At 70.6% G+C, this 25911-nt stretch carries 26 protein-coding genes; 13 read left to right on the forward strand and 13 right to left on the reverse strand.

Annotation, left to right across the window (positions count from 1 at the left end; genetic code table 11):
* The first annotated feature begins 34 nt into the window (after positions 1-34).
* A complete protein-coding gene (pip, locus tag ACWEVS_RS13360; RefSeq protein ID WP_452551596.1) occupies positions 35-982 on the forward strand; it encodes a prolyl aminopeptidase in 948 nt (315 codons plus the stop codon).
* Between the two features lie 94 nt (positions 983-1076).
* The gene (locus ACWEVS_RS13365) at positions 1077-2000 is read left to right on the forward strand and encodes a membrane protein (protein ID WP_452551598.1); all 924 of its coding nucleotides are present in this window, start codon (positions 1077-1079) and stop codon (positions 1998-2000) included.
* A 41-nt stretch (positions 2001-2041) separates the two neighbouring features.
* On the opposite strand, the gene ACWEVS_RS13370 is transcribed toward ACWEVS_RS13365, so the two are convergent.
* Positions 2042-2320 (reverse strand): DUF6401 family natural product biosynthesis protein, encoded by a 279-nt coding sequence (locus ACWEVS_RS13370; protein ID WP_354918704.1) that lies wholly within the window; start codon positions 2318-2320, stop codon positions 2042-2044.
* 125 nt (positions 2321-2445) lie between these two features.
* On the opposite strand from ACWEVS_RS13370, the gene ACWEVS_RS13375 reads away from it, so the two are divergent.
* From ACWEVS_RS13375 to ACWEVS_RS13385, 3 genes are read left to right on the forward strand one after another with little or no spacing between them, the layout of a single operon-like run.
* Positions 2446-3348 carry an ABC transporter ATP-binding protein gene (locus ACWEVS_RS13375; RefSeq protein WP_449922190.1) on the forward strand — a complete coding sequence of 301 codons (903 nt, stop codon included), beginning with the start codon at positions 2446-2448 and terminating at the stop codon, positions 3346-3348.
* Positions 3345-4127 carry an ABC transporter permease gene (locus tag ACWEVS_RS13380; RefSeq protein WP_449922191.1) on the forward strand — a complete coding sequence of 261 codons (783 nt, stop codon included), beginning with the start codon at positions 3345-3347 and terminating at the stop codon, positions 4125-4127. The genes ACWEVS_RS13375 and ACWEVS_RS13380 overlap by 4 nt, the downstream gene beginning before the upstream one ends.
* Positions 4120-4917: an ABC transporter permease gene (locus tag ACWEVS_RS13385; RefSeq protein WP_449922193.1), complete on the forward strand. Its 798-nt coding sequence runs from the start codon at positions 4120-4122 to the stop codon at positions 4915-4917. Before ACWEVS_RS13380 ends, ACWEVS_RS13385 begins: the two co-directional genes overlap by 8 nt.
* Before the next feature lie 160 nt (positions 4918-5077).
* Here ACWEVS_RS13385 and ACWEVS_RS13390 read toward each other — a convergent pair whose 3' ends face one another.
* The gene (locus ACWEVS_RS13390; protein WP_452551600.1) at positions 5078-5866 is read right to left on the reverse strand and encodes a hypothetical protein; all 789 of its coding nucleotides are present in this window, start codon (positions 5864-5866) and stop codon (positions 5078-5080) included.
* Positions 5867-6068: 202 nt separating this feature from the next.
* Between ACWEVS_RS13390 and ACWEVS_RS13395 the strand changes: the two genes are divergently transcribed.
* Complete coding sequence (locus ACWEVS_RS13395) at positions 6069-6257, forward strand: hypothetical protein (protein ID WP_452551602.1); 189 nt, start codon at positions 6069-6071, stop codon at positions 6255-6257.
* A 26-nt stretch (positions 6258-6283) separates the two neighbouring features.
* On the opposite strand, the gene ACWEVS_RS13400 is transcribed toward ACWEVS_RS13395, so the two are convergent.
* The 4 genes from ACWEVS_RS13400 to ACWEVS_RS13415 form a co-directional block, all read right to left on the reverse strand.
* The gene (locus tag ACWEVS_RS13400; protein ID WP_452551603.1) at positions 6284-7378 is read right to left on the reverse strand and encodes an ABC transporter permease; all 1095 of its coding nucleotides are present in this window, start codon (positions 7376-7378) and stop codon (positions 6284-6286) included.
* Between the two features lie 6 nt (positions 7379-7384).
* Positions 7385-8947, reverse strand: a complete 1563-nt coding sequence (locus ACWEVS_RS13405) for a sugar ABC transporter ATP-binding protein (protein ID WP_452551605.1) — start codon at positions 8945-8947, stop codon at positions 7385-7387.
* Positions 8944-9981 carry a substrate-binding domain-containing protein gene (locus ACWEVS_RS13410; protein WP_449922197.1) on the reverse strand — a complete coding sequence of 346 codons (1038 nt, stop codon included), beginning with the start codon at positions 9979-9981 and terminating at the stop codon, positions 8944-8946. Before ACWEVS_RS13410 ends, ACWEVS_RS13405 begins: the two co-directional genes overlap by 4 nt.
* 334 nt (positions 9982-10315) lie before the next feature.
* Entirely contained in the window at positions 10316-11101 is a 786-nt protein-coding gene (locus ACWEVS_RS13415; protein WP_452551607.1) for an SAM-dependent methyltransferase, read from the reverse strand.
* Positions 11102-11148: 47 nt separating this feature from the next.
* Here ACWEVS_RS13415 and ACWEVS_RS13420 point away from each other — a divergent pair, with 47 nt between their 5' ends.
* Positions 11149-12438 (forward strand): MFS transporter, encoded by a 1290-nt coding sequence (locus tag ACWEVS_RS13420; protein WP_452551609.1) that lies wholly within the window; start codon positions 11149-11151, stop codon positions 12436-12438.
* Here the strand turns inward: ACWEVS_RS13420 and ACWEVS_RS13425 are convergent.
* Positions 12435-13295 (reverse strand): hypothetical protein, encoded by an 861-nt coding sequence (locus ACWEVS_RS13425; RefSeq protein WP_452551611.1) that lies wholly within the window; start codon positions 13293-13295, stop codon positions 12435-12437. The genes ACWEVS_RS13420 and ACWEVS_RS13425 overlap by 4 nt on opposite strands.
* A gap of 101 nt (positions 13296-13396) precedes the next feature.
* A complete protein-coding gene (locus ACWEVS_RS13430) occupies positions 13397-14356 on the reverse strand; it encodes an LLM class flavin-dependent oxidoreductase (RefSeq protein WP_452551613.1) in 960 nt (319 codons plus the stop codon).
* Positions 14357-14557: 201 nt separating this feature from the next.
* Here ACWEVS_RS13430 and ACWEVS_RS13435 point away from each other — a divergent pair, with 201 nt between their 5' ends.
* On the forward strand, positions 14558-15283 hold the full coding sequence (locus ACWEVS_RS13435) for a GntR family transcriptional regulator (RefSeq protein WP_354918674.1): 726 nt from the start codon (positions 14558-14560) through the stop codon (positions 15281-15283).
* Positions 15276-16223 carry a nucleoside hydrolase gene (locus tag ACWEVS_RS13440; RefSeq protein WP_452415380.1) on the forward strand — a complete coding sequence of 316 codons (948 nt, stop codon included), beginning with the start codon at positions 15276-15278 and terminating at the stop codon, positions 16221-16223. The genes ACWEVS_RS13435 and ACWEVS_RS13440 overlap by 8 nt, the downstream gene beginning before the upstream one ends.
* A gap of 258 nt (positions 16224-16481) precedes the next feature.
* Here the strand turns inward: ACWEVS_RS13440 and ACWEVS_RS13445 are convergent, their stop codons facing one another.
* The 5 genes from ACWEVS_RS13445 to ACWEVS_RS13465 form a co-directional block, all read right to left on the reverse strand.
* Positions 16482-17516, reverse strand: coding sequence for an ABC transporter ATP-binding protein (locus ACWEVS_RS13445; RefSeq protein ID WP_449922207.1), 1035 nt, complete (start codon positions 17514-17516; stop codon positions 16482-16484).
* Positions 17513-18343: an ABC transporter permease gene (locus ACWEVS_RS13450; protein ID WP_452415378.1), complete on the reverse strand. Its 831-nt coding sequence runs from the start codon at positions 18341-18343 to the stop codon at positions 17513-17515. Before ACWEVS_RS13450 ends, ACWEVS_RS13445 begins: the two co-directional genes overlap by 4 nt.
* Before the next feature lie 5 nt (positions 18344-18348).
* Complete coding sequence (gene modA, locus ACWEVS_RS13455) at positions 18349-19158, reverse strand: molybdate ABC transporter substrate-binding protein (protein ID WP_452551615.1); 810 nt, start codon at positions 19156-19158, stop codon at positions 18349-18351.
* 7 nt (positions 19159-19165) lie between these two features.
* Positions 19166-19576, reverse strand: coding sequence for a TOBE domain-containing protein (locus tag ACWEVS_RS13460; protein ID WP_452551617.1), 411 nt, complete (start codon positions 19574-19576; stop codon positions 19166-19168).
* A gap of 122 nt (positions 19577-19698) precedes the next feature.
* Positions 19699-21036: a serine hydrolase domain-containing protein gene (locus tag ACWEVS_RS13465; protein ID WP_452551619.1), complete on the reverse strand. Its 1338-nt coding sequence runs from the start codon at positions 21034-21036 to the stop codon at positions 19699-19701.
* A 233-nt stretch (positions 21037-21269) separates the two neighbouring features.
* Between ACWEVS_RS13465 and ACWEVS_RS13470 the strand changes: the two genes are divergently transcribed.
* The 4 genes from ACWEVS_RS13470 (at position 21270) to ACWEVS_RS13485 (ending at position 25858) form a co-directional block, all read left to right on the forward strand.
* Entirely contained in the window at positions 21270-21833 is a 564-nt protein-coding gene (locus ACWEVS_RS13470; protein ID WP_354918650.1) for a hypothetical protein, read from the forward strand.
* A complete protein-coding gene (locus tag ACWEVS_RS13475; protein WP_452551621.1) occupies positions 21830-22291 on the forward strand; it encodes a hypothetical protein in 462 nt (153 codons plus the stop codon). The genes ACWEVS_RS13470 and ACWEVS_RS13475 overlap by 4 nt, the downstream gene beginning before the upstream one ends.
* A 57-nt stretch (positions 22292-22348) precedes the next feature.
* Entirely contained in the window at positions 22349-24562 is a 2214-nt protein-coding gene (gene recD2, locus ACWEVS_RS13480) for an SF1B family DNA helicase RecD2 (protein ID WP_452551622.1), read from the forward strand.
* A 111-nt stretch (positions 24563-24673) separates the two neighbouring features.
* The gene (locus tag ACWEVS_RS13485; protein WP_452551624.1) at positions 24674-25858 is read left to right on the forward strand and encodes an Ig-like domain-containing protein; all 1185 of its coding nucleotides are present in this window, start codon (positions 24674-24676) and stop codon (positions 25856-25858) included.
* Positions 25859-25911: the final 53 nt, after the last annotated feature.

The raw sequence follows: 25911 nt of genomic DNA on the forward strand, positions 1-25911 counted from the left end.
AGTGCTGTTGTATTTCTGACGGAAAGGACCCGGCATGTATCCCCCCATCGAGCCCTACGACCACGGCCACCTCGACACCGGCGACGGCCACCTCGTCTACTGGGAGGTCTGCGGCAACCCCGAGGGGAAACCCGCGCTCGTCGTCCACGGCGGGCCAGGCTCGGGCTGCACGCCCGGCCATCGCCGCACCTTCGACCCGGAACGCTACAAGATCATCCTGTTCGACCAGCGCAACTGCGGCCGGAGCCTGCCGCACGCCGCCGACCCGGCCACGGACCTGACCACCAACACCACCCACCACCTCATCGCGGACATGGAGCGGCTGCGCGAGCATCTCGGCGTCGACCGATGGCTGCTGTACGGCGGTTCGTGGGGCTCGACGCTCATGCTGGCCTACGCCGAGGCGCACCCGGAGCGCGTCTCGGAGATGGTCATCGTCGCGGTGACGACGACCCGCCGCTCCGAGACCGACTGGCTCTACAGGGGCGTGGGCGCGTTCTTCCCCGAGCAGTGGCAGCGCTTCAGGGAGGGCGTACCGGAGGCCGACCGCGACGGCGACCTGCTGTCGGCCTACGCGCGGCTGATGGCCGACCCCGACCCCGACGTGCGGGCCAAGGCCACCAACGACTGGGCCACGTGGGAGGACACGGTGATCTCCCTGGAGACCAACGGCAAGCCGAACGCCTACAGCGACCGGCCCCCCGCCGAGCTGGCGGCGTTCACCAGGATCTGCGCGCACTACTTCGCCAATGACGCCTGGCTGGAGGAGGGCGTCCTCCTGCGCGAGGCGCACCGGCTGGCCGGGATCCCGGGCGTGCTCATCCACGGCCGCTTCGACCTGGGGTCGCCGCTGGGGACCGCGTGGGAGCTGGCCCAGGCGTGGCCCGACGCCAAGCTCGTGGTGGTCGACGACTCCGGGCACACCGGCAGCGACACCATGCGTGAGGAGATTCTCGCGGCGGTAGCCGGCTTCGCCCGCTGACGCCGGGCGTCACCGCAGGTCGCGCATAGTCACCAGGTAAAGGGGCAGGGGTCCCGTGCCAGGCTGAACAAGGCTGGAGGGGGGAACCTGAGCCATGAATCCTGACGATTGGAGAAGAGGACTGGTCGACGCCTGGACGGCGACCGCCACCTTCGTTCCCAAGTTCGTCGCGTTCCTGGTGATCCTGCTGGTCGGCTGGGTTATCGCCAAGCTGCTGTACAAGATCGTCGACAAGGGGCTGACGCGCATCGGGTTCGACCGCTGGGTCGAGCGCGGCGGCGTCGGCCGGATGATGGAACGCAGCCGCTACGACGCGTCGGACCTCATCGCCAAGCTCGTGTACTACGCGGTGCTGCTGATCACGTTGCAGATCTCGTTCTCGGTGTTCGGGCCGAACCCGATCAGCGCGCTCCTCGGCGGCGTGGTGGCCTGGCTGCCCAAGGCCGCGGTCGCGATCATCATCATCGTCGTGGCCACGGCGATCGCCAGGGCGGTCAAGGACGTCGTCAGCGCCGCGCTGGGCGGCCTGTCGTACGGCAGGCTGCTCGCCACGATCGCGCAGGTGTTCATCATCGCCCTAGGCGTGATCGCCGCGCTCAACCAGATCGAGATCGCCACCACGGTCACCATGCCGGTGCTGATCGCGTTCCTGGCGGCGGTGGCCGGGGTCCTGATCGTCGGCCTCGGCGGCGGCTTGGTCAAACCGATGCAGCAGCGCTGGGAGGCGTGGCTGAGCAGGGCCGAGGCGGAGACCAACGCCATCCGCACCGAGACGGCGGCCTACGACCGCGGACGCCGGGACGCCATGGCGGGGGCGGAGGCACCCGCGACCGCTCCGGCGCCGGCGCGGGCCGGAGCGCCGGGATCGGCCCAGCCGGCACAGGGCGGCGGCTACCAGTCGCGTCCGGGCGAGGCCGGGGGCTACGAGTCCCGCCCCGGCGAGGCCGGGGGTTACCCGCCACGGCCGGGCGAGGCCGGCGGTTACCGGCCAGGCCCTGGTGAGCCGCCGCCGAGGTGAGCCGGTGCCCGCGCCCTCCCGACGAGGTGGACGGAGAAGCGTCAGGTCGCGGGAGAGAGCATCAGGCACACCGCGCTCATCCGCAGCGTGGCGAAGTCGAGAGGGTGGCCGGGCTCGGGGGCCCGCCACCCTTTCTCGTGCGCGCCGTCCCAGAAGCCGATCAGGTAGCTGAGCAGTGCCGTGTGGCCCACCTGCTCGCCGATGGAGCGGATGGCGTGCCGTACGGCGGCGACGTGCTGGTCGAGGAGCGCGCCCACGCCGGGATGTTCGGCGGGCAGTGCGAGCACCCAATGCGCGAAATCCGCTCGGATCCGCTCCACCCATGCAAGATCAGACACCAGACGCCTCGAAGTCGTTTGCCGCAACGTTACCCTGCAACCATAAACGGCGACGCGCACAGAAAGTAATTTGCCGACTGCCACGCACGTCTGAAAGAAATTGACGGGTGATCCGCGTCGAGAAGTTGACCAAGATCTTCCGTCGCCCGCGCACGTTCGGCGGACCCTTCGGCGCCCTGCGCACGCTGGTGACCCGCCAGTACGACGAGCGCACCGCCGTCGACGACATCAGCTTCGACATCGCCGAGGGCGAGGTCGTCGGCTACCTGGGCCCCAACGGTGCCGGCAAGTCCACCACCGTCAAGATGCTGACCGGGATCCTCACCCCCACCAGCGGCGTCGTCGAGGTCGCCGGCCGGGTGCCGTGGCGCGACCGCCACGCCAACGCCCGCGCCGTCGGCGTGGTCTTCGGCCAGCGCAGCCAGCTGTGGTGGGACCTGCCGCTGATCGAGTCGCTGCGCCTGGTCGGCGACCTGTACGACGTGCCCGCCGCGCGCTTCACCACGTCGATGAAGAGGATGCGCGACCTGCTCGGGCTCGACGACTTCCTGGCCACCCCCGTCCGCCAGCTCAGCCTGGGCCAGCGCATGCGCGGCGACCTGGCCGCCGCCATGCTGTACGAGCCGCCCATCCTCTACCTCGACGAGCCGACCGTCGGGCTCGACGTGCTGGCCAAGCAGGCCGTCCGCGAGTTCATCCTCGACACCAACCGGGCCGGCCGCACCACCGTGCTGCTGACCACGCACGACCTGGCCGACGTCGAGGCGCTGTGCAAGCGGATCATCCTCATCGACAAGGGCCGGGTGCTCTACGACGGCGGCATCGAGGACCTGGTCGGCGCCTACGCGCCACCCCGCAGGCTGGTGGTGCACACCGACGACGGCAGCCACACCTACGAGCTCACCGAGGGACTGAAGGTCCCCGACCTGCTGGCCAACCACGCCGTCCGCGACCTGTCGATCGAGGAGCCCGACCTGGAGAGCGTGATCAAGAGGATCTACGCCGCATGATCCGGTCCTTGCGCGGCATGGCCCGCATCGGCCTGCGCTTCCAGTTCGCCTATCGCAGCGAGGTCGTCCTGACGTCGCTGACGCTGATCGCGCAGGTGTTCCTGCTGCGGATGGTGTGGACCGCGGTGTACGGCGAGCGCAGGCAGGCCGCCGACCTCACGCTGGAGCAGCTGCTGGCCTACCTCACCCTGGCCAACCTGCAGACGTTCGCCACGATGCCGGTCATCACGCGCCTCGCCCACTTCCGGATCCGCACCGGCACGGTGTTCTTCGACCTGGCCAGGCCCGTCGGCTACCTTCCGCAGATGGCCGCCTTCCAGGCCGGCCACACCGCGGGCGCGTTGCTGCTGCTCTCCCCGGTCGTGCCGGTGGTGCTGCTGGTCGGCTCGATCACCCCCACCTCGCACGCGCTGCCGTACGCGGTGACCTTGGCCCTCGGGTACGTCATCGGCCTGCTCATGGCGCTGCTGATCTGCCTGATCGGCTTCTGGACGATGGAGACCGGCGCGATCTCGCTGCTGTATCGCCTGGTCAGCCAGTTCTTCGCGGGCACGATGGTCCCGCTGTCGTTCTTCCCCGGGGCGCTGGGCGTGCTGGCGGACGCGCTGCCGTTCAAGTACCTGGGCTACGTCCCGGCCGCCATCTACGTCGGCCGGCTGTCCTCCGCCGAGATCGCCCGCGCGCTGCTGGTGGAGCTGGCGTGGATCGCGGCGCTGTGGGCGCTGCTGTGGGCGCTGTGGCGGCTCGCGCACCGCAGGGTGGTGATCAACGGTGGCTGAGCTCACCCGCACGCTGCGCCTGTACTGGCGGCTGCAGCGCGCCGCCATGCGCGGCGCCATGCAGTACCGGCTCAACACCGTCATCGGCATCCTCACCGGCGCGGTCTACCAGGGCAGCGGCTTCGCCTTCATCTGGGTGATCATGCACACCTTTCCCAGCATGGCCGGCTGGAGCCTGCCCCAGATCGCCTTCCTGTACGGCATGCGCCTGACCGCCCACGCGCTGTGCATGCTGCCGCTCAGCAGCCTCATCGGCATCGACTGGCTGGTCCGCGAGGGCGAGTTCGACAGGATCCTGCTGCGCCCGCTCAACCCGCTCGTCCAGGTGATGGCCAAGCGGATGGGGGTGGGCCAGCTCGGTGACCTGCTGGTCGGCGTCGTCCTGCTGGCCGTCGCGGGTGGTGCCGCCGGCATCGCCTGGACGCCAGGCCTCCTCGCCTTCTGCGCGGCCGCCGTCGTCGGCGGCGCGCTGGTGGAGGCGGCCTTCTTCCTCGCCCTGTCGTCGACGGCGTTGCGGATGCTCGACACCTTCGCGTTGCGGGTCTTCGTCGACGACGTCTTCAGCCGGTTCGGCTCCTATCCGATGAGCGTCTTCGGCGGGGTCACCCAGTGGGTGCTGACGTTCGTGCTGCCGGTCGCGTTCGTCGCGTACGTGCCGGCGACCGTCGTGCTGGGCAAGGCCGTCATGCCGCTGGCCTACGCCAGCCCCCTGCTGGGCGTCGCGCTGTTCGCGGTGGCCTACCGGATCTGGGCGGGGCAGCTGCGCCACTACCAGAGCGTCGGCGCCTGACCCCAAGCCGGTCCGGGGAGGTCGGCAGGGGTGACCGGAGCGGGGCACGCGGGGACGCCGGCGTTCGTTCCGGCAAGTCAGTCGTGCCCGCCCCGGTCATGCCGGTCGGGGACAGCAGCCCGTTCCGTACGGCAGGCCGTGCCGCGGAAGGGGCTGCTGTTCAGGCCTTGATGGTGTCGGTTCGGCGCAGTCGCCATCCGGCCAGCGCGGTGAGCGCCGCCGCCAGGACCAGGAGCAGCGGGACGCCGATCGCGGCGATGGTGACGGCGTCGTCCTCGTGCCACAGCAGGTTGGCCGGGAAGACCAGGACATTCCTGGTCGCCGGGGTGTAGAGGTCGGGCCGGTAGATGTACATGCCGCCGGGCAGCACCGTGACGATGAAGATCGCGGCCGCCACCAGGATCGCGTTGTAGGTGTCGCGGACGAACAGGAAGGCCAGGTTGGTTATCGCCAGCATCACCACCGCCAGCGCGAACACCATCAGGCTGGTGGCCGCGAACGCTCCCACCATGAAGTCGGCCGGGCCGAGGAAGACCAGCACGCCGGCGGCGAAGGCCAGCGTTCCCACCACGGCGACCACGGTGAGGGTGAGCACCGTCGGGACCAGCTTGCTGAGGAAGTAGCGGGTGCGGCTGATCGGCTTGGTCAGGTACAGGGCCAGCAGGCGCTCCTCGGCCGGCGTCACATAGACGCGCAGCAGGTCGAAGACGCCCACCCAGTAGACCACGCCGAGCATCCCGGTGTAGTCGTTGATCAAGATGGTGTGCACGCCGTTGCGGGCGCCGAAGACGGCCTCGAAGAAGTGCTGAATCGAGGGGATGCCCGGCAGGATGCCGTCGGCCACGCCGATGACGACGAGGATGACGGCCGCCCACAGGTGGTGGCGGCGCAGGGCCGACTGGGCCTCGAGGCGGGTGTAGGCGTCGTAGGTCGTCGTGCGGGTGGTCACTGCTCCTCCCGGGAGATCTTCCAGGCGCCCAGGGCGGCGGTGGCAAGGTGGAAGGTGATCAGCGCTGCGATCGGCGGGAGCATGTCCGCCGGGGTGAAGGTGTTCATCTGCCCGATCAGCGAGACGCCGTGGTTAACGGGTCCCCGCTCCCGGCAGCCGCCGCGACCACTACCGCTTCCGCCAGGGCGCCTGGCCGACCCTGATGTCCCAGCAGAACGCCCTGCTGGCCGTCATGCGCGACGCCGCGCGGGAGGGCATCGACGCGGCGGGCGACGACAGCGTCACCGGCCGGCGCCTGCACGAGATGCAGGACTTCTACGCCTACATGCTCGACGAGCTGGTCCCGCTGATCGACAGATGGCGGCAGCGCTATGCCGCCGGCGCCCGCTGACCGCCGACCGGGAGCGCAGGCCGTCGTCAACCGCCGCTGGTCGCCGACCGCCTGGTGTTCAGCTGGTCGAACCCGACCGCGACGAGGATGAGCACACCGATGGCGATCTGGAGGTAGAAGGCGTTGATCGCCAGCAGGTTGCCACCGTTGTTGAGCACGCCCATGATCAGTGCTCCGGTGAAGGCGCCGATGGCGCTGCCCTTCGCACCGAACAGGCTCGCGCCGCCGATGACACACGCGGCGATCGCGCTCAGCTCGAAGCCCGTGCCCGCGGTGGGGATGCCCGCTCCCAGCCGTGAGGCGAGCAGCACCCCGCCGAGACCGGCCAGCATGCCTGAGATCATGTAGACCGAGACCGTCACCAGGCGCACGGGCACACCCGCGAGGCGGGCCGACTCGGGATTCGAGCCGACGGCGTAGATGTAGCGGCCGAAGACCGTCCGGGTGAGCACGAACCACATCACGGCGGTGACCGCGAGGGCGATGATGAGAAGGTTGGGAATGCCCAGGACGGTGCCGTTGGCGATCGCCTGGAACGACTCCGGCACGCCCTGAATGGTCTGGGCGTCGGTGCTGAGCAACACCATTCCACGGGCGATGCCGAGCATGCCCAGGGTCGCGATGAACGGTGGCAGCAGGGCACGGGTCACCAGCAGACCGTTGACGATCCCGAGAGCGGTGCCGATCCCCACGCCGAGCAGGATCGACGGCAGGATCGGCATGCCGGCGACCAGGAGCTGCGCGGTGGTGGCGCCGGTCAGGCCCAGGACCGACCCGACCGACAGGTCGATCCCGGCGGTCAGGATGACCAGGAGCTCGCCGACCGCGATGATCCCGAAGATCGCGACCTGCCGGGCGAGGTTGGCCAGGTTGTTGGCGGTGAGGAACTCGTCGCTGGCGAGCGTGAGGGCACCGACCGCCACGAGCAGCACGACGAGGCCGCCGCTCTCTCGTCCTGCGATGTCGCCCAGCGTGACGACCCGGCGCCGGGGCTCGGCCGGCGGCTGCTCGGGCGCCTCCCTGGCCTTCGGCACCGTCGCCAGCCCGGGTTCCGCACCCCCGGGCGGCCTGTTGACGATCGTCGTGGTCTCGATCGGCTCACGCCAGATCAGCTTCGGCATTTCGGCTCACTCCTCCTGAGTCGGTGGAGTCACGCCCGGGGCCACCGTGGGCTCTCGGGTCTGCGGCGTCTCGGCGCCTGCGGTACCGCTCGCCAGGTGGAGCACGTCCTCCTCGGTGGCGGAGCCGGGAAGCTCACCCGCGACCGCCCCGTCGCGCAGCACGAGGATGCGATCCGCGAGCCCCAGCAGCTCCGGAAGGTACGACGAGACCACGATGATCCCCAACCCTTTCGCGGCCAGGTCGCCGATGATCGTGTACAGCTCGCCCTTGGCCCCGACGTCGATGCCCTTCGTGGGCTCGTCGAACATCAGTACTTTCGGCTTGGTGAGCAGCCATCGGGCGAGCAGCACCTTCTGCTGGTTGCCGCCGGACAGCGTCGACACCGGCTGGGCGTAGGAACCGGCCCGCAGCCGCAGGCTGTCGAGCAGCCGGTCGGCCTCTTCGACCTGCTCACGACCGGGCAGGAGACCACGCCGGGAGCCGGTGCGCAGGCTGGCGATGGTGACGTTCTCCCGGATCGACAGCTGCGGCAGCAGCCCCAGCACCTTGCGGTCCTCGGTCAGCAGTCCTACCCCGGTGCTCATCATCGTGCGCGGTCCGGACGGTTTCACGGACTTGCCCTCGACCTCCACCTCACCGGCCACGATGGGGGACGCCCCGAAGATGGACAGCAACAACCCGCTGCGCCCCGACCCCAGCAGCCCTCCGATGCCGAGGATCTCTCCTGATCCGACGTGGAGGTCGATGGCCGGCGAGTTCTCGAAGCGGCGCAGTCCCCTGACCCGCAGCGCGGGCGTTCCCGCGTGCCGGTGGGTCTCCGGGTAGAGCGAGCTGATCTCCCTGCCGACCATCGCGGTGATCAGGCGGTCCTCGTCGTAGTTGCTGATCGGCCCTTCCTCGGACAGGCCCCCGTCCCGCAGTACGGTCACCCAGTCGCCGATCTCGAACATCTCCTCCAGCCGGTGGGTCACGTAGAGCATCGCGATGTCGCGCTCGCGTAGCCGCCTGATGTGCTCCAGGAGTCGCTCCGACTCGGCCTCGGTCAGCGCTGTGGTCGGCTCGTCGAACACGATCACCTTGACGGAGTCGGCGGTCAGCACCTTGGCGATCTCCACGAGCTGGCGCGTGGCCGCGGGGAGCCGTTCCACGATCGTGGCGGGGCTGATGTCGGTCAGTCCGACCTCGTCGAGCGCCTTCCTGGCGTGGGACCGCAACCGGGCCCTGGCGATGATCCCCTTGCGCGCGGGAAGACGTCCCATGAAGAGGTTCTCCTCGACCGACAGGTGCGGGAGCAGGCTGAGCTCCTGGTAGACGGCCTGAATGCCGGCCGTGCGCATGTGCGCGGGGGTCGGCGTGGTGACCGGTTGGCCGTCGATCTCGTAGGTGCCGCTGTCGCGGCGCAGCGCGCCCGTCAGCACGCGGATCAGGGTCGACTTCCCCGCGCCGTTCTCCCCGGCGAGGCAGTTCACCTGGCCGGGAACGAGACGGAGCGAGACGTTGCTGAGCGCCTGCACGGGCCCGAAGGCCTTGGAGACGTCACGCAGTTCGACGACGGGTTCCATCATCATTCCGCCTTCATCGTCGGCGGATTGAGCAACTGCTTCACATCCGGCTCGTTCATGTTCTCCTTGTCGGCCACGACGGCGCCGGGGTCGATGTCACGCGGCGGGATGCGACCGACCGTGGCCATTCCGGCCCCCAGAACGCCCTGGTAGCCGAAGAAGTAGGGGTTCTGCACCACCAGCGCGTCGATGGTGCCGGCGGCCAGCGCGGCGTTCTCCTGCGGGTCGGAGTCGAAGGCCACGACGGGGACGGTGTCAGCCACCTTGTTGTCCTGGATCGCCCGCGCCGCGCCGACGCCCGAGGTGTTGTTGTCCGCGAACACGCCCGCCAGGTCAGGGTTGGCGGTGAGCGCGTCGTTGACCTGCGACGCCGCAGTGTTGATGTCGTTGTTGTTGAAGCGCTGCAGTACCACCTTGACCTGCGGGCAGTTGAGCGCGAGGCCCTGCTTGAAGCCGGCGTCCCTGGCGACCAGTGACTGGATGCCGGCCACGGACGATTCGATCATGACGCCGCCGCTCGTCTTGTTCAGCGCCTTGAGCAGGTCGCACATGCGCTTGCCTGCCTGCATCCCGGCCTTGACGTTGTCGGTGCCGATGAAGCCCTCCGAGGCGGTGGTCACGCGGCTGTCCACGGTGATGACCTTGAGCCCCGCCTTGCGCGCCCGGTCGATCGCCGAGTTCAGGGCGCTGGAGGAGTTGGGCGCGATCACGAGCCCGTCAACGCCTCGGGAGATGGCGTTCTCCACCAGTTGCACCTGCTCGTCGATGTTCGTCTCTGACGTGGGGCCGAAGGTGCTCACGTTGAGGCCGAAGTCTCCGCCCGCGTGTTTCGCCCCGGCGATCATGGTCTGCCAGAACGAGGAATCACTCGCCTTGATGACCACGTCGATCTTCTTGCCACTCGCGGCCCCGCCCGCGCCTCCGCCGGTCCCCTGAGCGGCCGAACTCGTCGCCCGGCCTCCCACCACTCCGATCACCAGCGCCACCAGCGCTATGGCCGCGACGAGCGACAGCGAGAAGACGATACGTGAGCGAGCCATGACGGCCTCCTGAAAGCGCTTTCAGGGATCTCGACAGGCGTCTCAGGCGGCTTTCAGGCTCGCTCGTCGGCTTGGGGGACGGACCAGCGCCCAAAGCGGTGAGGTGCGCCCATGGAGAAATTTTCAGTCAACACGTGCTCATTTGGTCGGACGCTTCCAGCAAAGCCCTGGAAGGGTCTCGGGGAAAACTCGTAAAGAGAAAAGAACTCATTACCCGCAACCGTTGCCGGCGCCGCGCGCTGGGCGGCGGCCGCCCGGGCCGGCGAGGTCGGGGGGTCTCGGCTGTCCGCCGCCGGGCGAGGCCGGCCCTGCGGTCGCGAGGGCGGGCGCCGGGTCAGGGGCGCTTGGCGGCCACCGCGCACAGGTGGTAGTCGCCCTTGACGGACGACCTGTCGGTGGTCGCGTCGGGACGCCACTCGCGGGTGTTGACGATGCCGGGCTCGAGCAGTTCGAACCCCTCCAGGAAGCTCTCGAAGACGTCGCGGCGCCGGGTGGTGAACGGCGAGGAGGCGTTCCGGTAGACGGCGCTGACCTCGCCGGCCTTCTGCGGCATCGTGTCGGGCGCGACGTGCGTCAGCACCAGGTGGCTGCCGGCGGGAAGCAGGTCGCGGTACCGGCGGATGATGCCGCCCGGGTCCTCCGCGTCGGTGATGAAGTGCAGAAGGGAGACCACCAGGAGCGCGACGGGCCGCTCGAGGTCGAGCACCTGCGCCGCTCCGGCCATGACCTTCTCCGGCTCCCGCAGGTCGCCCTCCTGGACGGTGACGCCGGGGGAGTGGCCGAGCAGGGCCCTGGAGTGGGTCAGGACGACGGGATCGTTGTCGACGTAGACGACCTCCGCGCCGTCGATCACCTCGTGGACGTGGCCGGCGGTCGGCAGGCCCGAGCCGATGTCGAGGAACTGGTCGACGCCCGACTGCCTGAGGTGGCGGACCGCCCGCTGCAGGAACGCCCTGCTGTTGCGGGCATCGCCCCTGACCTCGGGGATGAGCGCCAGGACCTTCTCCGCGGCACGCCGGTCCACCTCGAAGTTGTCCTTGCCGCCCAGGTAGTAGTCGTACATCCGCGCCACGTTGGGGACAACTGCGCTGATACCCGAAGGAACCCGCTCACTGCTCATGAGGCAAACCTAGACGATCTACGTCTTGTCTTGCGATGATCGTGCGCATGTTAGGTCTGGACGCGACGCCCGGCATCAGCAAGACCAACCTGTGGGCCTGCATGGGGCTCGGGTTCCTGGGCACCGCCGTCATCACCTTCCTGCCGGCCGGCCAGCCGTACATCCTCAACGAGGTCCTGCAGCTGTCCTCCGGCGACCTCGGCAGGATCACCGGCTACCTGCAGATCGCCGCGGAGGTGGCGCTGATCCTCAGCCTGACCTGGTACGGCGCGCTGGCCGACCGGATCGGCAGGCGACCCGTCGCGGTCGCCGGGCTCCTGCTGTGCGCGGCGGGCGCGGCGCTGTACCCGTTCGCCGGCAACACGGCCGTCCTCGTCGCGCTGCGCGTCCTGTTCGCCCTCGGCATCGCCGCCCTGCACGTCACCATGTCCGCGATCACGGCCGACTACGTGCGCGACCACGCGCGCGGCAAGGCGTACGGCTGGCTCGGGCTCTTCAGCGGCGTCGGCGCGATGATCGCCGTGCTGGTGCTGGTCAGGCTGCCCAGCATGCTGGAGGAGGGCGGCATGGAGCCCACCGCCGCCGCCAGGACCGGCTTCCTGGTCGTCTCCGCGCTCGTCCTGCTCGGCGCCCTGGCGCTGCGCCACACGCTCTCGCCGGCCCTGGGCGCGGCCGAGACGCCCAGGGTGCCGCTGACGCGGCTGATCGCCGAGGGCGTCAGACTGGCCCGCGACCCAGGAGTGGCGCTGTCCTACGCCGCCTCCTTCGTGGCGCGGGCCGATCTGGCCCTCGTGGCGAGCTTCCTGTCGCTGTGGATCGCCGACCACGCCACGTCCGTACGAGGCATGTCGGCCACCGAGGCCCTGGCCAGGAGCGGCGCCGTCGTCGGCATCGCCTACACGGTGATCGTGGTGGGCGCGCCGCTGTTCGGCTGGCTCGGCGACCGGATGCGTCGGCAGCACGTCGTCATCCTCGCCCAGGCCGTCGCCGCCGCCGCCTACCTGTCGACCCTGCTGGTCAGCGACCCGCTCGGGCCGGGGATGATGCTGGTGGCCGCCTTCATCGGCCTCGGCGAGATCGGCGTCATCACCACGGCCGGGCCGCTGCTCGCCCAGCAGGTGCCGGCCCGCTACCGCGGCTCCTCCTTCGGCGTGCAGGTCCTCTGCGGCGCGATCGGGATCTTCGTCATCTCCGGGGTCGGTGGCTGGCTGTACGACCTGTGGCGGCCGGCCGCCCCCTTCGCGTTGTCCGGGGCGTGCGGGCTGCTCGTCGTGGCCTTCGGCCTCGCCGTACGGCGGCGCGTCGTGCCGCACCCCGAGGCGGTGGCCGCCGCCTAGATTCTCCCGTTGCGGCGCAGGACATCGATGGCGTGGACGGTGGTGGCCCCACGCCACTCCAGCGCGCCCGCGGGGGAGACGGTCGCGTAGTCGACGGTCCAGCCGCCGTCCTCCTGCTGGAGCGCGGCCAGCCGGTCCAGGTCCGCCGCCACCGCCTCCTTCGCGAACAGCCGCCGCGACGGCAGATCCGGGTAGGGCGAGAAGTCCAGCGGCCGCAGCTTCTCCTCCTCCGTGCCGCCCTCGACCCGCAGCTCGCCGTCCGGCGGGATGAACGCGGCCAGCTTGTCGAGCAGGTCGGCGTGCTCGGGCCGGGTGTCGAGGAAGCGGACGGCGAACGCCAGCACGTAGGCGTGCGGCTGCTCCTTCAGGGCCGCGATCGCCTCCAGGCAGTAGGCGGTGGCGCGGGCCAGCCACGGGTGCCCGCCCACCGCGCCGTCACGGGCGGCCGCCCGCCAGGCGGCCGCCGCCGTCACCGCGGTGATCTGCAACGACGACGTCGTGGTGTCCGCGTCCCGCCACCACGGCGCGGTGGCGGCGGGGACGGTCAACGGCAGCGCGAACGGCAACCCGCCGTCGGGCCGCGTCACCGTCTCCAGCCAGTCGCACAGCTGGGCGGCCCGCGGGCTCGGCGCCTCCTCGAACACCTCGAAGGCGTGCAGTGCCGCCCCCGGCTGGCTCTCCGGCGAGCGCAGGTCCGGCTCCAGGCCCCAGCCGTAGCCGCCGTCGGCGTTGCGGTATCCCTCCAGCGCGGCCAGCGTCGCCTCGGGCGTGCCCGTACCGGCCAGCAGCTCGAAGCGGCTGCGGTCCAGCAGCCGCGCGTGACCGGCCATGAACGCTCTCACCTTGTCGATATCCATGCCCCCATCCTTCCCAGCCGCCGGCCTGCGGTCTTGTACGGATCGGCCATGCCCCGCGTGCCTCTCCGAACGGGCTTCCGGGCGAGCACGGCACCGTCCGGTCAGCGGGTCGGGCCGAGGACGTCCGCGGCGATCCGGTGGAGCTGGTCGGTGAGGCGGTCGGGCGGGAACAGCCACAGGCCGAGCGAGTCGGCGCCGGAGTCGAGCAACCCCTGGAGCCGCCCCCGTACGTGCTCGGGGTCGCCGGCGGCGGCGAACTCGTCGATCCAGGCGTCCTCGACGGCCAGCGGCTGCCCGTCGGCCCGGGCGGCGACCCGCTGCCGGATCTCGGCGCCGTAGCGCGATCGGCCGACCAGCGCGGTGTGCGCTTCGGCCTTCAGGAAGAAGCCGACGGCCTCCCGTACCGCCTCCCGCGCCTTCTGGGCGTCATCGGAGACCGAGGCGAGGACGAACGCCGTGACAGGGGGAGCCGGCCGGCCCGCCACGGCCGCCTGCTCCTTGGCCCAGGCGACGTACGAAGGGCCGGCGAGAACCGACAGCAGGACTCCGTCGGCCCTGGCGCCCGCGGCCCGCAGCGCGCGCTGGTTGACCGCCCCGATCCACAGCTCGGGGGGCTGCCGGGGCGGGAACTCCAGCCGGATGCCGTTCAGCTCGTGGGTAGCGGTCCGGCGGTCGACCCGCTCGCCGTCCAGCAGCTCCCGCATCACGTCGAAGGTCTCGACGACGGCGGTCAGCGGACGCTCGGGCAGCAGTCCCATCTGCTGTAGCCAGTGGGTGTTGCCCAGGCCGACGGCGGCCCGGACGCGTCCGGGGTACATGCGAGCCAGTCCGGCCAGTTCCATCGCCAGGATCGCCGGATGCCTGGTCACCACGCTGGCCAGACCCAGACCGACGGGCACCGCCTGGGTGGCGGCGAGCAGCTGGGTGAGGCCGGACAGGCCGCCGGTGAAGAAGCAGTCCTCGGAAAACCACAGCTGCCCGAAACCGAGCCGCTCGGCCAGCGCCGCCCCCTCGGTGAGCTCTTCGGGCGGCGTCAGGCTGCCGAAGACGACTCCGATCATGCTGGTGTCCACCATGGTCCCCTTCCGACGACTAACCGGACACTGTGTCCACTACGCCTAAGTGGATGCGGTGTCCACTTATTCCTGGAAGGGAGATAGAGGTCTTTCACCAGGACTTGTATGAGAAGTGTTGACACTTCTCTGTTCAATCCGCACCATGGTGGCCACTGGCGTGATCGTGGCCACGAAGGGAGATCGAATGTGACACGGCGACATCGGACGCTGGCCGTGCAGGTGCGCGACCGGCTCCGGACACTGGTCGTCGAGGAGGGATTGCGCCCCGGCGACAGGCTGCCCTCCGAGAACGACCTCATCGCGCGCTTCAGCGTGAGCCGGACGAGCCTCCGCGAGGCCCTCAAGCTCCTCGAGCAGGAAGGACTCATCCAGGCCCGCCACGGCGACGGGCGCTACCTGACCTCCCAGCCCAGCCTCGATCGCCCGCTGACCCGCCTGGAAGGCGTCACCGAGATGCTCGCCAGCCGCGGCTACCAGGGGGACAACGCGGTCCTGGACGTCTCGGTCCTGGAGCCCGACAGCCACCAGCGGGAGACCCTGCGGTTGCCGGCCGGGCAGGCGATCGTACGGCTGGAGCGGCTGCGCCGGCACGAGCACGACGTCCTGCTGTATTCGATCGACTTCTTCGCCCGGTCGCTGATCTCGCGCCCGCTGGACGAGGTCGACTGGACCGGCTCGCTGTTCCAGACCCTCACCGAGCACGGCCACACCGTCGCGTACGCGGTGACGCATGTCCGTGCCGTCACCCTGACGGCCGAACAGGCGGCACGGGTCGGCATCGAGGAGTCAGGCGGGGCCTGGCTGGCGCTGCTGCAGACCCACCACGACAGCGGCGGGCAGCCGTTGCTCTACTCCGAGGACTACCACCGGGGCACCGACTTCTCCTTCCACCTGGTGAGGCGCCGTGACTGACCTGACGACCCGCCGTCCGGTGCTCTTCGACCACGACGGCGCCCTCGACGACCTGCTGTCGCTCCTTCTCCTCACCCAGTACGACACGGTCGACCTGCGCGGGATCGCCGTCACACCGGCTGACTGCCTGCCCGTGCCGGCCATGTCGGCCACCCGCAAGATCCTCGAGCTGGCCGGGCTGCCGCAGGTGCCGACAGCCCTCGGCGAACTGACGGGGCGCAACCCCTTCCCGCTCGCCTGGCGCATCGACGCCCTCCGCGCCGACGCGTTGCCCGTGCTCAACCGGAGCGCGCCGCCGACGTCGCGGGACGGGGCGCTTCCCGCCCACGAACGTCTGGCCGCGTGGCTGCTGGAGGCCGACGCGCCCGTCACCATCCTCGCCACCGGCCCGCTGACCAACCTCGCCTGGTGCCTCGACCACCACCCGGAGGTCGCGGCCACGATCGAGGAGGTGGTCTTCATGGGCGGAGCCCTCGACGTTCCCGGCAACGTCGACGAGCCGGGGCACGACGGCTCGGCGGAGTGGAACGTCTACTGGGACCCCGAAGCCGCCAAGCGCGTCTTCGACTCGACGCTGCCCATCACGCTCTTCCCCTTGGACGTGACCGACCAGGTGCCGGTGACCACCGCCTTCACCCACGCCTTCGGCCGCCACTACGGCAAGCCGCTCAGCGATCTGGCCGGGTCGCTGCTCGCGTTGACGTTCGGCGTGCTGGAGACCACCGGCCTGCCGTACTGCTGCTGGGACAGCCTCACCACGTCATACCTGGCCGAACCCGGCATCTGCGGCTTCGAGACGGTCCACTGCGACGTCGTCACCGAGGGAGCCGGCCAGGGGCGCACCGTGCGCGACCCCGGCGGGCGGCCGGTCAAGGCCGCCGTCACCGTGGACCCCGACCGGTTCTACCGGCACTGCCTGGACGTCCTCACCCGGCGGTGAAGGAGCCGGGCTTCAGCCTGACGCCCGGGCCGGCTGCGAGGGTTCCGCCGCCCGACCGCCTCGACGGCGGCCTGCCGTCCGGAGCGTGACGATCGCGCGCTCCGGACGGCGTCGCGACGGCCGACGCTCGCTCACGGTCTCGCCCATGGCCGCCACCGTGGATCGCGACCGATGAAGGCCGGCAGCCTGTTCTGCGGGGACGCGTCCTTCCCGATCTCCACCTCGGGGCCGAACACCTCGACGCCGGGCCCGAACGGTTCATGCCGGGTAGGCGTGGGTCTCCGTGGCCTTGACCGACGCCCAGATGCTCTGCCCTGGTGTCAGGTCGAGTTCGGCCACGGCGGCCGGGGTGATGTCGGCGAACGCGCTGATCGGCCCGTTGAGGTGGACGCGGACGCTGTCGCCGTGCCGTTCGATGCCCTCGATGCGCGCCTGCCACAGGTTGCGGGGGCTGCCGTCGGGACGCGAGCGGTAGAGGGCGACCGCGGCGGGCGGGAAGGCCACGAACGCGGGCCCGTCGAGCTGCTCGGTGGTGCTGACCACCAGCTCGCCGACCTTGACCTGGTGCCCGCCGGCCAGGCCGCGGTAGAAGTTGAGCCCGACCAGGCGGGCGACGTAGTCGGTCCGCGGCCTGCGGGCCACCTCGGCGGGCGTGCCCTCCTGGACGACCGCGCCGTCCTCGATGACCACGAGCCGGTCGGCCAGCACCATCGCGTCCAGCGGGTCGTGGGTCACCAGGACGGTGGCGCCGTCGAAGCCGGCCAGGTGATGACGCAGCTGGGAGCGGATCTCCAGCTTGGTGTGCGCGTCCAGCGCCGCGAGCGGCTCGTCGAGCAGCAGCAGCCGGGGCCGTACGGCCAGCGCCCTGGCCAGGGCGACGCGCTGGGCCTGGCCGCCGGACAGGCGGCGGGGCCTGGCCGCGGCGTGCGCGGCCAGGCCGACGCGCTCCAGCCAGTCGCGTGCCGTACGGCGCGACTCGGTTTTGGCCGCGCCGCGGCAGCGCAGCCCGAAGGCGACGTTGTCCAGCGCGGACAGGTGCGGGAAGAGCAGGTAGTCCTGGAAGACCATGCCGATCGGGCGCTGCTCGACGGCCATGTCGTGCAGCGGCTGATCGTCGAGGGTGATGTGCCCGCCGGCCGACAGCCCGGTGAGGCCGGCCAGGGCGCGCAGCGCGGTGGTCTTGCCGGCGCCGTTGGGCCCGAGCAGGGCGACGACCTCGCCGGCGGCGACCTCCAGCGAGACGTCGAGGCCGAAGGCCGGTCTGGTGACGACCAGGCGGGCGCGCAGGGTCATGGGCTGCTCACCCACCGGTCGCGCAGGCTCGCCAGGATGACCACCGAGACGGCGAGCAGGACGAGGCTGAGCACGATGGCCGCCTCAGGCTCGCTCTCCAGCGCCAGGTAGACCGCCAGCGGCATCGTCCTGGTGGTGCCGGGGAAGTTGCCGGCGAAGGTGATGGTGGCGCCGAACTCGCCGAGGGCCCTGGCCCAGCACAGCACCGCGCCGGCCACGACGCCCGGCATGATCAGCGGCAGCGTGACGCGGCGGAAGGTGGTCCAGCGGGAGGCGCCGAGCGTGGCCGCGGCCTCCTCGAAGCGCTGGTCGGTGGCGCGCAGCGCGCCCTCGACGCTGATGACCAGGAACGGCATGGCCACGAACGCCTCGGCGACCACCACGCCCGCCGTGGTGAAAGGCAGCGTGATGCCGAACGTGGCGTCGAGCCATTGCCCGATCAGGCCGCGCCGGCCGAGCACCAGCAGCAGCGCGACGCCGCCGACCACGGGCGGCAGCACCAGCGGCACGGTGACCAGGGCGCGCACCAGCCGCCGGCCGGGGAAGGACACCCTGGCCAGCAGCCAGGCCAGCGGCACGCCGAACACCAGGCAGACGGCCGTGGCGACCGTCGAGGTGACCATCGACAACCGCAACGCCTCCAGCACCTGCGGCTCGGCCAGCCGGTCCAGCAGCGTCGCCCACGGCGCCCGGACCAGCAGGCCGGCCAGCGGCAGCACCAGGAAGGCGAGACCGAGGAGGGCGGGCACCACCAGCAGCCAGGGCAGGCGGCCGGTGGTGCCTCGTCGCTCGGCGCCCTGGGCGGGTGCCGTGGGTGTGGCGGTCATCGGGGTCAGGGCGCCTCGAATCCGGCCTTGGTGAGCACGCCCTTGCCCTCAGCCGACAGCACCAGGTCGACGAACTGCTTGGCCGGGCCGGGCGCGGGCGCCTTGGACAGCGCCGCGATCGGATAGTCGTTGATCGCCTTGTCGGCCTCGGGGAAGGGGATGCCGCGCACCTTGCCGCCGGAGGCGATCACGTCGGTCTTGTAGACGAGGGCGGCGTCGACCTCGCCGAGCTCGACCTTGGTGAGCGTGGCCTTCACGTCCTGCTCGAGCGTCACCGGGGTGACCTTCAGCCCGGCCGCGTCCAGCGCCTTGACGGCGGCGGCGCCGCACGGCACCTGCTCGGCGCACAGCGCGACCTTGACCTTGGCGTCGGTCAGGTCCTTCAGGTCGTCGACCTTGGCGGGGTTGTCGGCCGGGACGGCGATCTCCAGCTTGTTGCGCACGAACGTGGCAGGCGCGCCCGCCAGCCCCGCGCCGGTGACGGTCTTCATCGTGGCGGGGCTGGCGGCGGCGAACACGTCGGCGGGCGCTCCAGCGGTGATCTGCTGGGCCAGCGTGGCGCTGGAGCCGAAGTTGAACTTCACCGTCGTGCCCGGATGGGCGGCCTCGAAGGCCTTGCCGAGTTCGGTGAACGTGCCGGTCAGCGACGCGGCGGCGAACACCGTCACCGTCGTGGCCTCGCCGCCCGCCGCGGAGGCGGTGGCGGCCGGGGCGGCCGGAGCGGCCGCTTCGGTCGACCCGCAGCCGGACAGGCCCGCCAGGGCGACGACGAGGGGAAGAGCGAGGGCCCATCGGGATTGACGCCTGAGCACCAAGGACTCCTTACTGACTCACCGTGCGAGTGTGGTCGGGGATCTCCACGACGACGTTCGTGGACTTGATCACGGCGACCGCCACCACGCCCACCCGCAGGTCGAGCTCGTCGGCGGACTGGCGGCTCATCAGCGACACCACCCGGAAGGGACCCGCGGCGATCTCCACCTGGGCCATCACCGCGTCCTTGATGACCTCGGTCACGATGCCGCGGAAGCGGTTGCGCGCCGAGGAGTGGCCCGTGCCGTCCTCCGCCTCGATCTGGGTGCGGGCGAAGGCCGCCAGGTCGGCGCCCTTCACCTGGCGGTGGCCGTTCACGTCGCGCTCGGCGGCCAGCCGGCCCGCGTCGACCCACCGGCGTACGGTGTCGGCGCTGACTCCGAGCAGGGCGGCCGCCTCGCTGATCCGGAACGTCGTCACAAGTAATCACCATACCTTTGCACATTCCAGTCTGAACACCCGGGTCACCGCGCATCTGCGGGGCGAATCGCCGTCGTGTCATGGCAGATGCGGCGAGCCCCCGCTGCGGCGGGCGATGCGCGCTAGCGGGGGGCGCCCCACTGGCCGGGCCCGCCGGGGATCGGCGTCCCGTCCTGGTACGGCTCGCGCGTGAAGACGAAGGTGTTCAGGTCGAGGAACCCGTCGCCCACTCTGAGCACCTCACCCGAGTAGTAGCCGTCCAGGCCGAGCCAGGTGCCGTCCTGCTGGGCCACGAAGCGCGAGGCCCGGCCCGGGCCGTTCACCGGCGTCAGCGACAGCCCGCGCTCGGGCAGCAGCCTCAGCACGTACGGCGTGGGGCCCCAGTGCCACAGCCCTGTCAGCGCCAGCAGGGCAGGGTCGGCGGCGACCGGCTTCCACGGCTCGGGCAGGCGCGGCTCGTGATCGTCGAGGATGGCCAGCAGCTCGGTCGCCAGCGTACGGCTCACGCCCGAGGTGGTGTTGGCCATGAACAGCACGCCGACCTGGTCGGCCGGATCGCACCACACGGTGGCCAGGAAGCCGGGCATCGACCCGGTGTGGCCCGCCAGGCGCCGCCCGCCGGACCTGGCCAGCTGCAGGCCCAGGCCGTACCCCGAGGTCCACGCGTCACCGTCGTCCACGGTGGCGGGTTCGCGCATCTCGGCAAGCGTCCCTGGCGCCAGCACGCCCGGCGTGGAGCCGGCCAGGAACGCCGCCCACCTGGCCAGGTCGGCGGGCGTCGACCACAGCTGTCCCGCCGGGGCCATCGCGGCCGCGTCGTGCTCCGGCTCGGGCAGCAGCACGTCGGCGAAGGGGTGCACGGCGTAGCCCGTGGCGTGCGGGGCCCGGGGCCGCGCGGTGGTGTCGTTCATCCCCAGCGGCTCCAGGACCTCCCTGCGGACCGCCTCCAGCCACGTCATGCCGCGATGGCGCGCCACCACCTCGCCCAGCAGGCCGAACCCGAGGTTGGAGTAGTGGAAGCGGCGGCCCGGCCGGTGCCGCGAGCCCTCCGGGCCGAGCCGGGCGGCCAGCTCGTCGAACGGCAGGCCGGGCGTGCGCTCCCACCACTCCGTCGGCGGCTCGGCCGTCAGCCCGCCGGTGTGCGAGAGCAGCTGGGCGATCGTGACGTGCTCGAACGGCGTGCCCTCCACGTGCTTGCCGAGCGGGTCGAGCAGGTCGACCAGGCCCTCGTCGCGCAACCTCATCACGACGGCGCCGACCATGGACTTGGTGATCGAACCGATCCGGTACTGCGTGTCGGGGGTGGGCGCACCGTCCCCTATCTGGCCCCTGGCCCCGAACCAGGCCGGCCGGCCGTCCCGCACGATCACTGCCGCCAGCGACGGCACCCTCGACTCCGCCTGCTCCACGGCAAGCCTGCGCAGCAGCGCCCTGGCCGCCGTCTGACCCACTTCACTCATGAGCGGAAGGTTACCGAGGGTCAACCCCCGCTCTGCCCACGTCAGGATGATCAGCCGGCACCGCTCCAGAAGGTCGTCCTGACGGAAAGCTGTCAGCGCGATCGCCGCGACGCATGCGCCGTTCTACGATCCTTGCGGATTCGGCGCTCGGGGGGCTCAGCGCACGCGCGGCAGGCGCCGGTCTGGAACACGCGCAGGTCACGCCGTAGGTTCCGAGGAAGAGGTGTTCGCACATGGCCGCCCAGTCCTGGACGCACCCCGACACCGTTCAAACATCGCTGCTCAACGGTCGCTACCACCGGGCCGCCCTCGGCCTGTTCCTGGTCGTCGTGGTGGCGCACTGGGCCGAGCACCTGGCCCAGGCGGTCCAGATCTACGTCCTGGACTGGCCGATCCCCGAAGCCCGTGGCGTCCTGGGCGTGCCGTTCCCCTGGCTGGTCAAGTCGGAGTGGATGCACTACGGCTACGCGCTGCTGATGCTCGCCGGCTTCCTCCTGCTGCGCAAGGGCTTCACCGGGCGCGCCCGCACCTGGTGGAACATCGCGCTGGCCATCCAGACCTGGCACCACCTGGAACACTTCCTCCTGCTCATGCAGGCGGTGACCGGCAACAACCTGCTGGGCAGGCCGGTGCCCACCAGCATCATCCAGCTGCTGGTCCCCCGGGTCGAGCTGCACCTGTTCTACAACGCCGTCGTCTTCGCGCCCATGGTGGTGGCGATGCTTCTGCACCGGCGCCCCCGCGAGTCCGAGCGTGCCGGGATGCGGTGCGGCTGCGCGCTCGCCTACGGGCGATGACGATGGCGGGCGGACGGCCCGGCAAGCGGTCTTCCGCCTTCGCCGTGGCGATGACCCTCGTCGCTGCTTTCCTGCTGTACCTCGCCACCCCGAACATCGGTCATGTCATCCGGGCCGCACGGGCCGACGGTCTTCCTGGCACGTTCACCGCGCAACGCCTCTACTGCGTCCAGCATCCCGGACACGAGAGCTGCAGCTGGATCGGGACCTTCCGCTCCGACGACGGCACCGTGCGCCGGGCCGAGGTGGCGATGTACGACAGCGACCGGGAGTCACACCGGGCCGGCACGGAGACCAGGGCCATCGACGTCGGGCGGCCCAACCGGGTCTACGGGCCGGACGGCTCGGGGGAGTGGATGTTCACGGCGCTGCTGCTGCTGGGCGGCCTGGCGATCCTGGCCCATCTGTACGTCCGGCCTCTGGTGCGGCGCCTGTCCCCGCGGGCCGTCCACCGCTGATCACAGTCGGCCGCCGCTGCTCTACCCTGGCCAGAAGAGCTCGGGAGAGAGGTAGGCGTGACGGCTGGATCAGGCGGTCCCCCCGCGACGACGCTGGAAGCGGTCCTCGAACGGATCACCTTCGCCAGCGAGGAGACCGGCTACACCATCGCCCGCGTCGCCACCGAGCGGTCGGGCGCCGAGTTGCTGACCGTGGTGGGGCCGTTGCTGGGCGCGCAGGTCGGCGAGTCGCTCCGGCTGACCGGCAGGTGGACCTCCCACCCGCGCTACGGCAAGCAGTTCGAGGTGTGGTCCTACACCACCGTGCTGCCCGCCACGATCCAGGGCATCCAGCGCTACCTGGGATCAGGCCTGATCAAGGGCATCGGTCCCAAGATGGCCGAGCGCATCGTCGGCCACTTCGGCACCGACACCCTCGACATCATCGAGACCGCTCCCGAGCGCCTGGTCGAGGTGCCGGGGCTGGGGCCCAAGCGGACCAAGCTGATCGCGATCGCCTGGGAGGAACAGAAGATCATCAAGGAGGTCATGATCTTCCTCCAGGGCGTCGGCGTCTCCACCTCGATCGCGGTCCGCATCTTCAAGCAGTACGGCGAGGCGTCGATCTCGGTCGTCCGGAGCCAGCCGTACAAGCTGGCCGACGACGTCTGGGGCATCGGCTTCAAGACCGCCGACACCATCGCCCAGGCCGTCGGGATCCCGCACGACAGCCCCGAACGCGTCAAGGCCGGGCTGCGTTACACGCTGTCCCAGGCCGCCGACGACGGCCACTGCTACCTGCCCGCGCCCAACCTGGTAGCCGACGCCGTCAAGATCCTCGATGTGCCGGCCGAGCTGGTCAGGACGTGCCTGGACGAGCTGGTCGCCGAGGAGGGCGTGGTCCGCGAGGACATCCCGGCGGGCGAGAACCTTGTTCCGGCCGTCTACCTCGTCCCCTTCCACCGCGCGGAGCTGTCGCTCGCCGGCAGCCTGCTCGGCCTGCTGCGCACCGGCCGCGACAGGCTGAAGGCCTTCGCCGACGTCGACTGGGTCAGGGCCGAGGACTGGCTGCGCGGCCAGAGCGGGGCCGAGCTGGCCGCCGAGCAACGCCAGGCCGTCCGGCTGGCTCTCACCGAGAAGGTCGCGGTGCTGACCGGCGGGCCCGGCTGCGGCAAGTCGTTCACCGTCCGGTCGATCGTGCAGTTGGCCCGTGCGAAGCGGGCCAAGGTCATCCTGGCCGCCCCGACGGGGCGGGCGGCCAAGCGCCTGGCCGAGCTGACCGGTCACGAGGCCACCACCGTGCACCGGCTGCTCCAGCTGCGGCCGGGCGGCGAGGCGACCTTCGACCGCGACAACCCCCTGGACGCCGACCTGGTCGTGGTCGACGAGGCGTCGATGCTCGACCTGCTGCTGGCCAACAAGCTCGTCAAGGCGATCGCCCCAGGCGCGCACCTGCTGCTGGTCGGCGACGTCGACCAGCTCCCGTCGGTCGGCGCGGGCGAGGTGCTCAAGGACCTGCTGGCCGCCGACGACATCCCCCGGGTACGGCTGACGCAGATCTTCCGCCAGGCGCAGGAGTCGGGCGTCGTGGTCAACGCCCACCGGGTCAACACCGGCCGCCATCCCGTGCTGGAGGGCATGAAGGACTTCTTCCTGTTCCCGTGCGAGGAGCCCGAGGAGATCGCCTCGCTCACCGTCGACGTCGTCGCGCGCCGGATCGCCCGCAAGTTCGGCCTCAACCCGCGCCGCGACGTGCAGGTGCTGGCGCCCATGCACCGGGGCGCGGCGGGGGCGGGCGCGCTCAACGCCGCCCTGCAGGAGGCGCTGACCCCCTCGCGCGAGGGCATGCCGGAGCGCCGGTACGGCGGGCGCGTGTTCAGGGTCGGCGACAAGGTCACCCAGTTGCGCAACAACTACGACAAGGGCGCGGCGGGTGTGTTCAACGGCACGGTCGGCGTGGTCACCGACATCAGGCTGGACGATCAAAAGCTGACAGTCCTGACTGATGAGGAGGAAAGCGTCGACTATTCCTTCGACGAGCTCGACGAGCTGGCCCACGCCTACGCCGTCTCGATCCACCGGTCGCAGGGCAGCGAGTACCCGGCCGTGGTGATCCCGCTGGCCACCAGCGCGTGGATGATGTTGCAGCGCAACCTGCTCTACACCGCCATCACCAGGGCGAAGAAGCTGGTGGTCATCGTCGGGTCGCGGCGGGCGCTGGCGCAGGCCGTCAGGACCAAGGGTGCGGGAAGGAGGCACACGGGACTGACGCACAGGCTGTCAAGCGGCTGACAGCACAATGTGTCCGAATTTGAATGAACTCTCCCATAAGATGCAGCATCCAATGGATATGGCCATTAAGGTTTTTGGGTGCACTTTGCTGGTATGGGGGAGAGGGTTGTGTTGAGCGTTGCGCCAGCGTGGCGGAAGCCTGCCGCCGGGGTCGCGGTCATTGTGGCGGCGGCTCTGACCGCGTCGTGCTCGAACGGCTCGGCGGTCACCGGAGGGACCACCGCGGACGGCGGATCCGCGACCGCGTCGGCGACGCCCGCGCCGCAGATCAAGATCAGCCCGGCCGAGGGCAGCGCCAAGGTGAAGCCCAACAAGAAGGTCGTGGTGACGGCCTCGGGTGGCGCCCTCGACGAGGTTGTCGTCGAGGGCGGCGGCAAGCGGGTGGAAGGCTCCTTCAACGCCGACAAGACCAAGTGGGTCTCCAAGGAGCCGCTGCGGCCCACCAGCGCCTACAGCGTGTCCGCCAAGGCCGGGACGACCACCGCCGCGGCCAGCTTCAAGACCCTCAAGCCCGCGGTGGTCCTCGACGTCGCCGACCTGACGCCGAACCAGAAGGGTGAGAAGGTCGGCGTGGGGGCGCCGATCATCCTCACCTTCAACAACCCGGTGTCCGACAAGGCCGCCGTCGAGGGGGCGCTCGAGGTCGAGGCCGAGAAGCCGGTCGAGGGCGCGTGGCGGTGGATCAACGACACGACCGTCATCTACCGCACCGCCAAGTACTGGCCCGCGCACCAGACGGTGAAGGTGACCGCCCGCCTGAACGGCGTGCAGGGCGGCAAGGACATGTACGGGCTCGAGGACTACACCACCTCGATCAAGATCGGCGCCCAGCAGATCAGCAAGATCAATGCCAAGACGCACATGATGTACGTCTACCGGGACGGCAAGAGGGTGCAGACCATGCGGATCAGCGCCGGCATGGCCACCACCCGGGAGTACACCACCACGTCCGGCATCCACATGACGATGGAGAGGGGCAACCCGGTCCGGATGATCTCGCCGGGCCGTAAGAAGGGCGACCCCGGCTACTACGACGTGATGATCAACCACGCGGTGCGGATCTCCAACTCGGGCGAGTACGTCCACGCCAAGGACAACGTCTGGGCCCAGGGCAGGCGCAACGTCAGCCACGGCTGCATCAACGCCCGGCCCGACCAGGCCAAGTGGTTCTTCGACAACGTGCAGCGCGGCGACATCGTCGACATCAAGGGCACCAACCGGGCGCTGGAGTGGAACAACGGCTGGGGCTTCTGGCAGCTGTCGTTCAAGGAGTGGAAGAAGGGCAGCGCCCTGTAGCGTCGCCGGTGGCGAGGCGGTCCGCGCCTCGCCACCGACCGGTTGCGCGCACC

The organism is Nonomuraea sp. NPDC003754 (genome assembly GCF_053605785.1).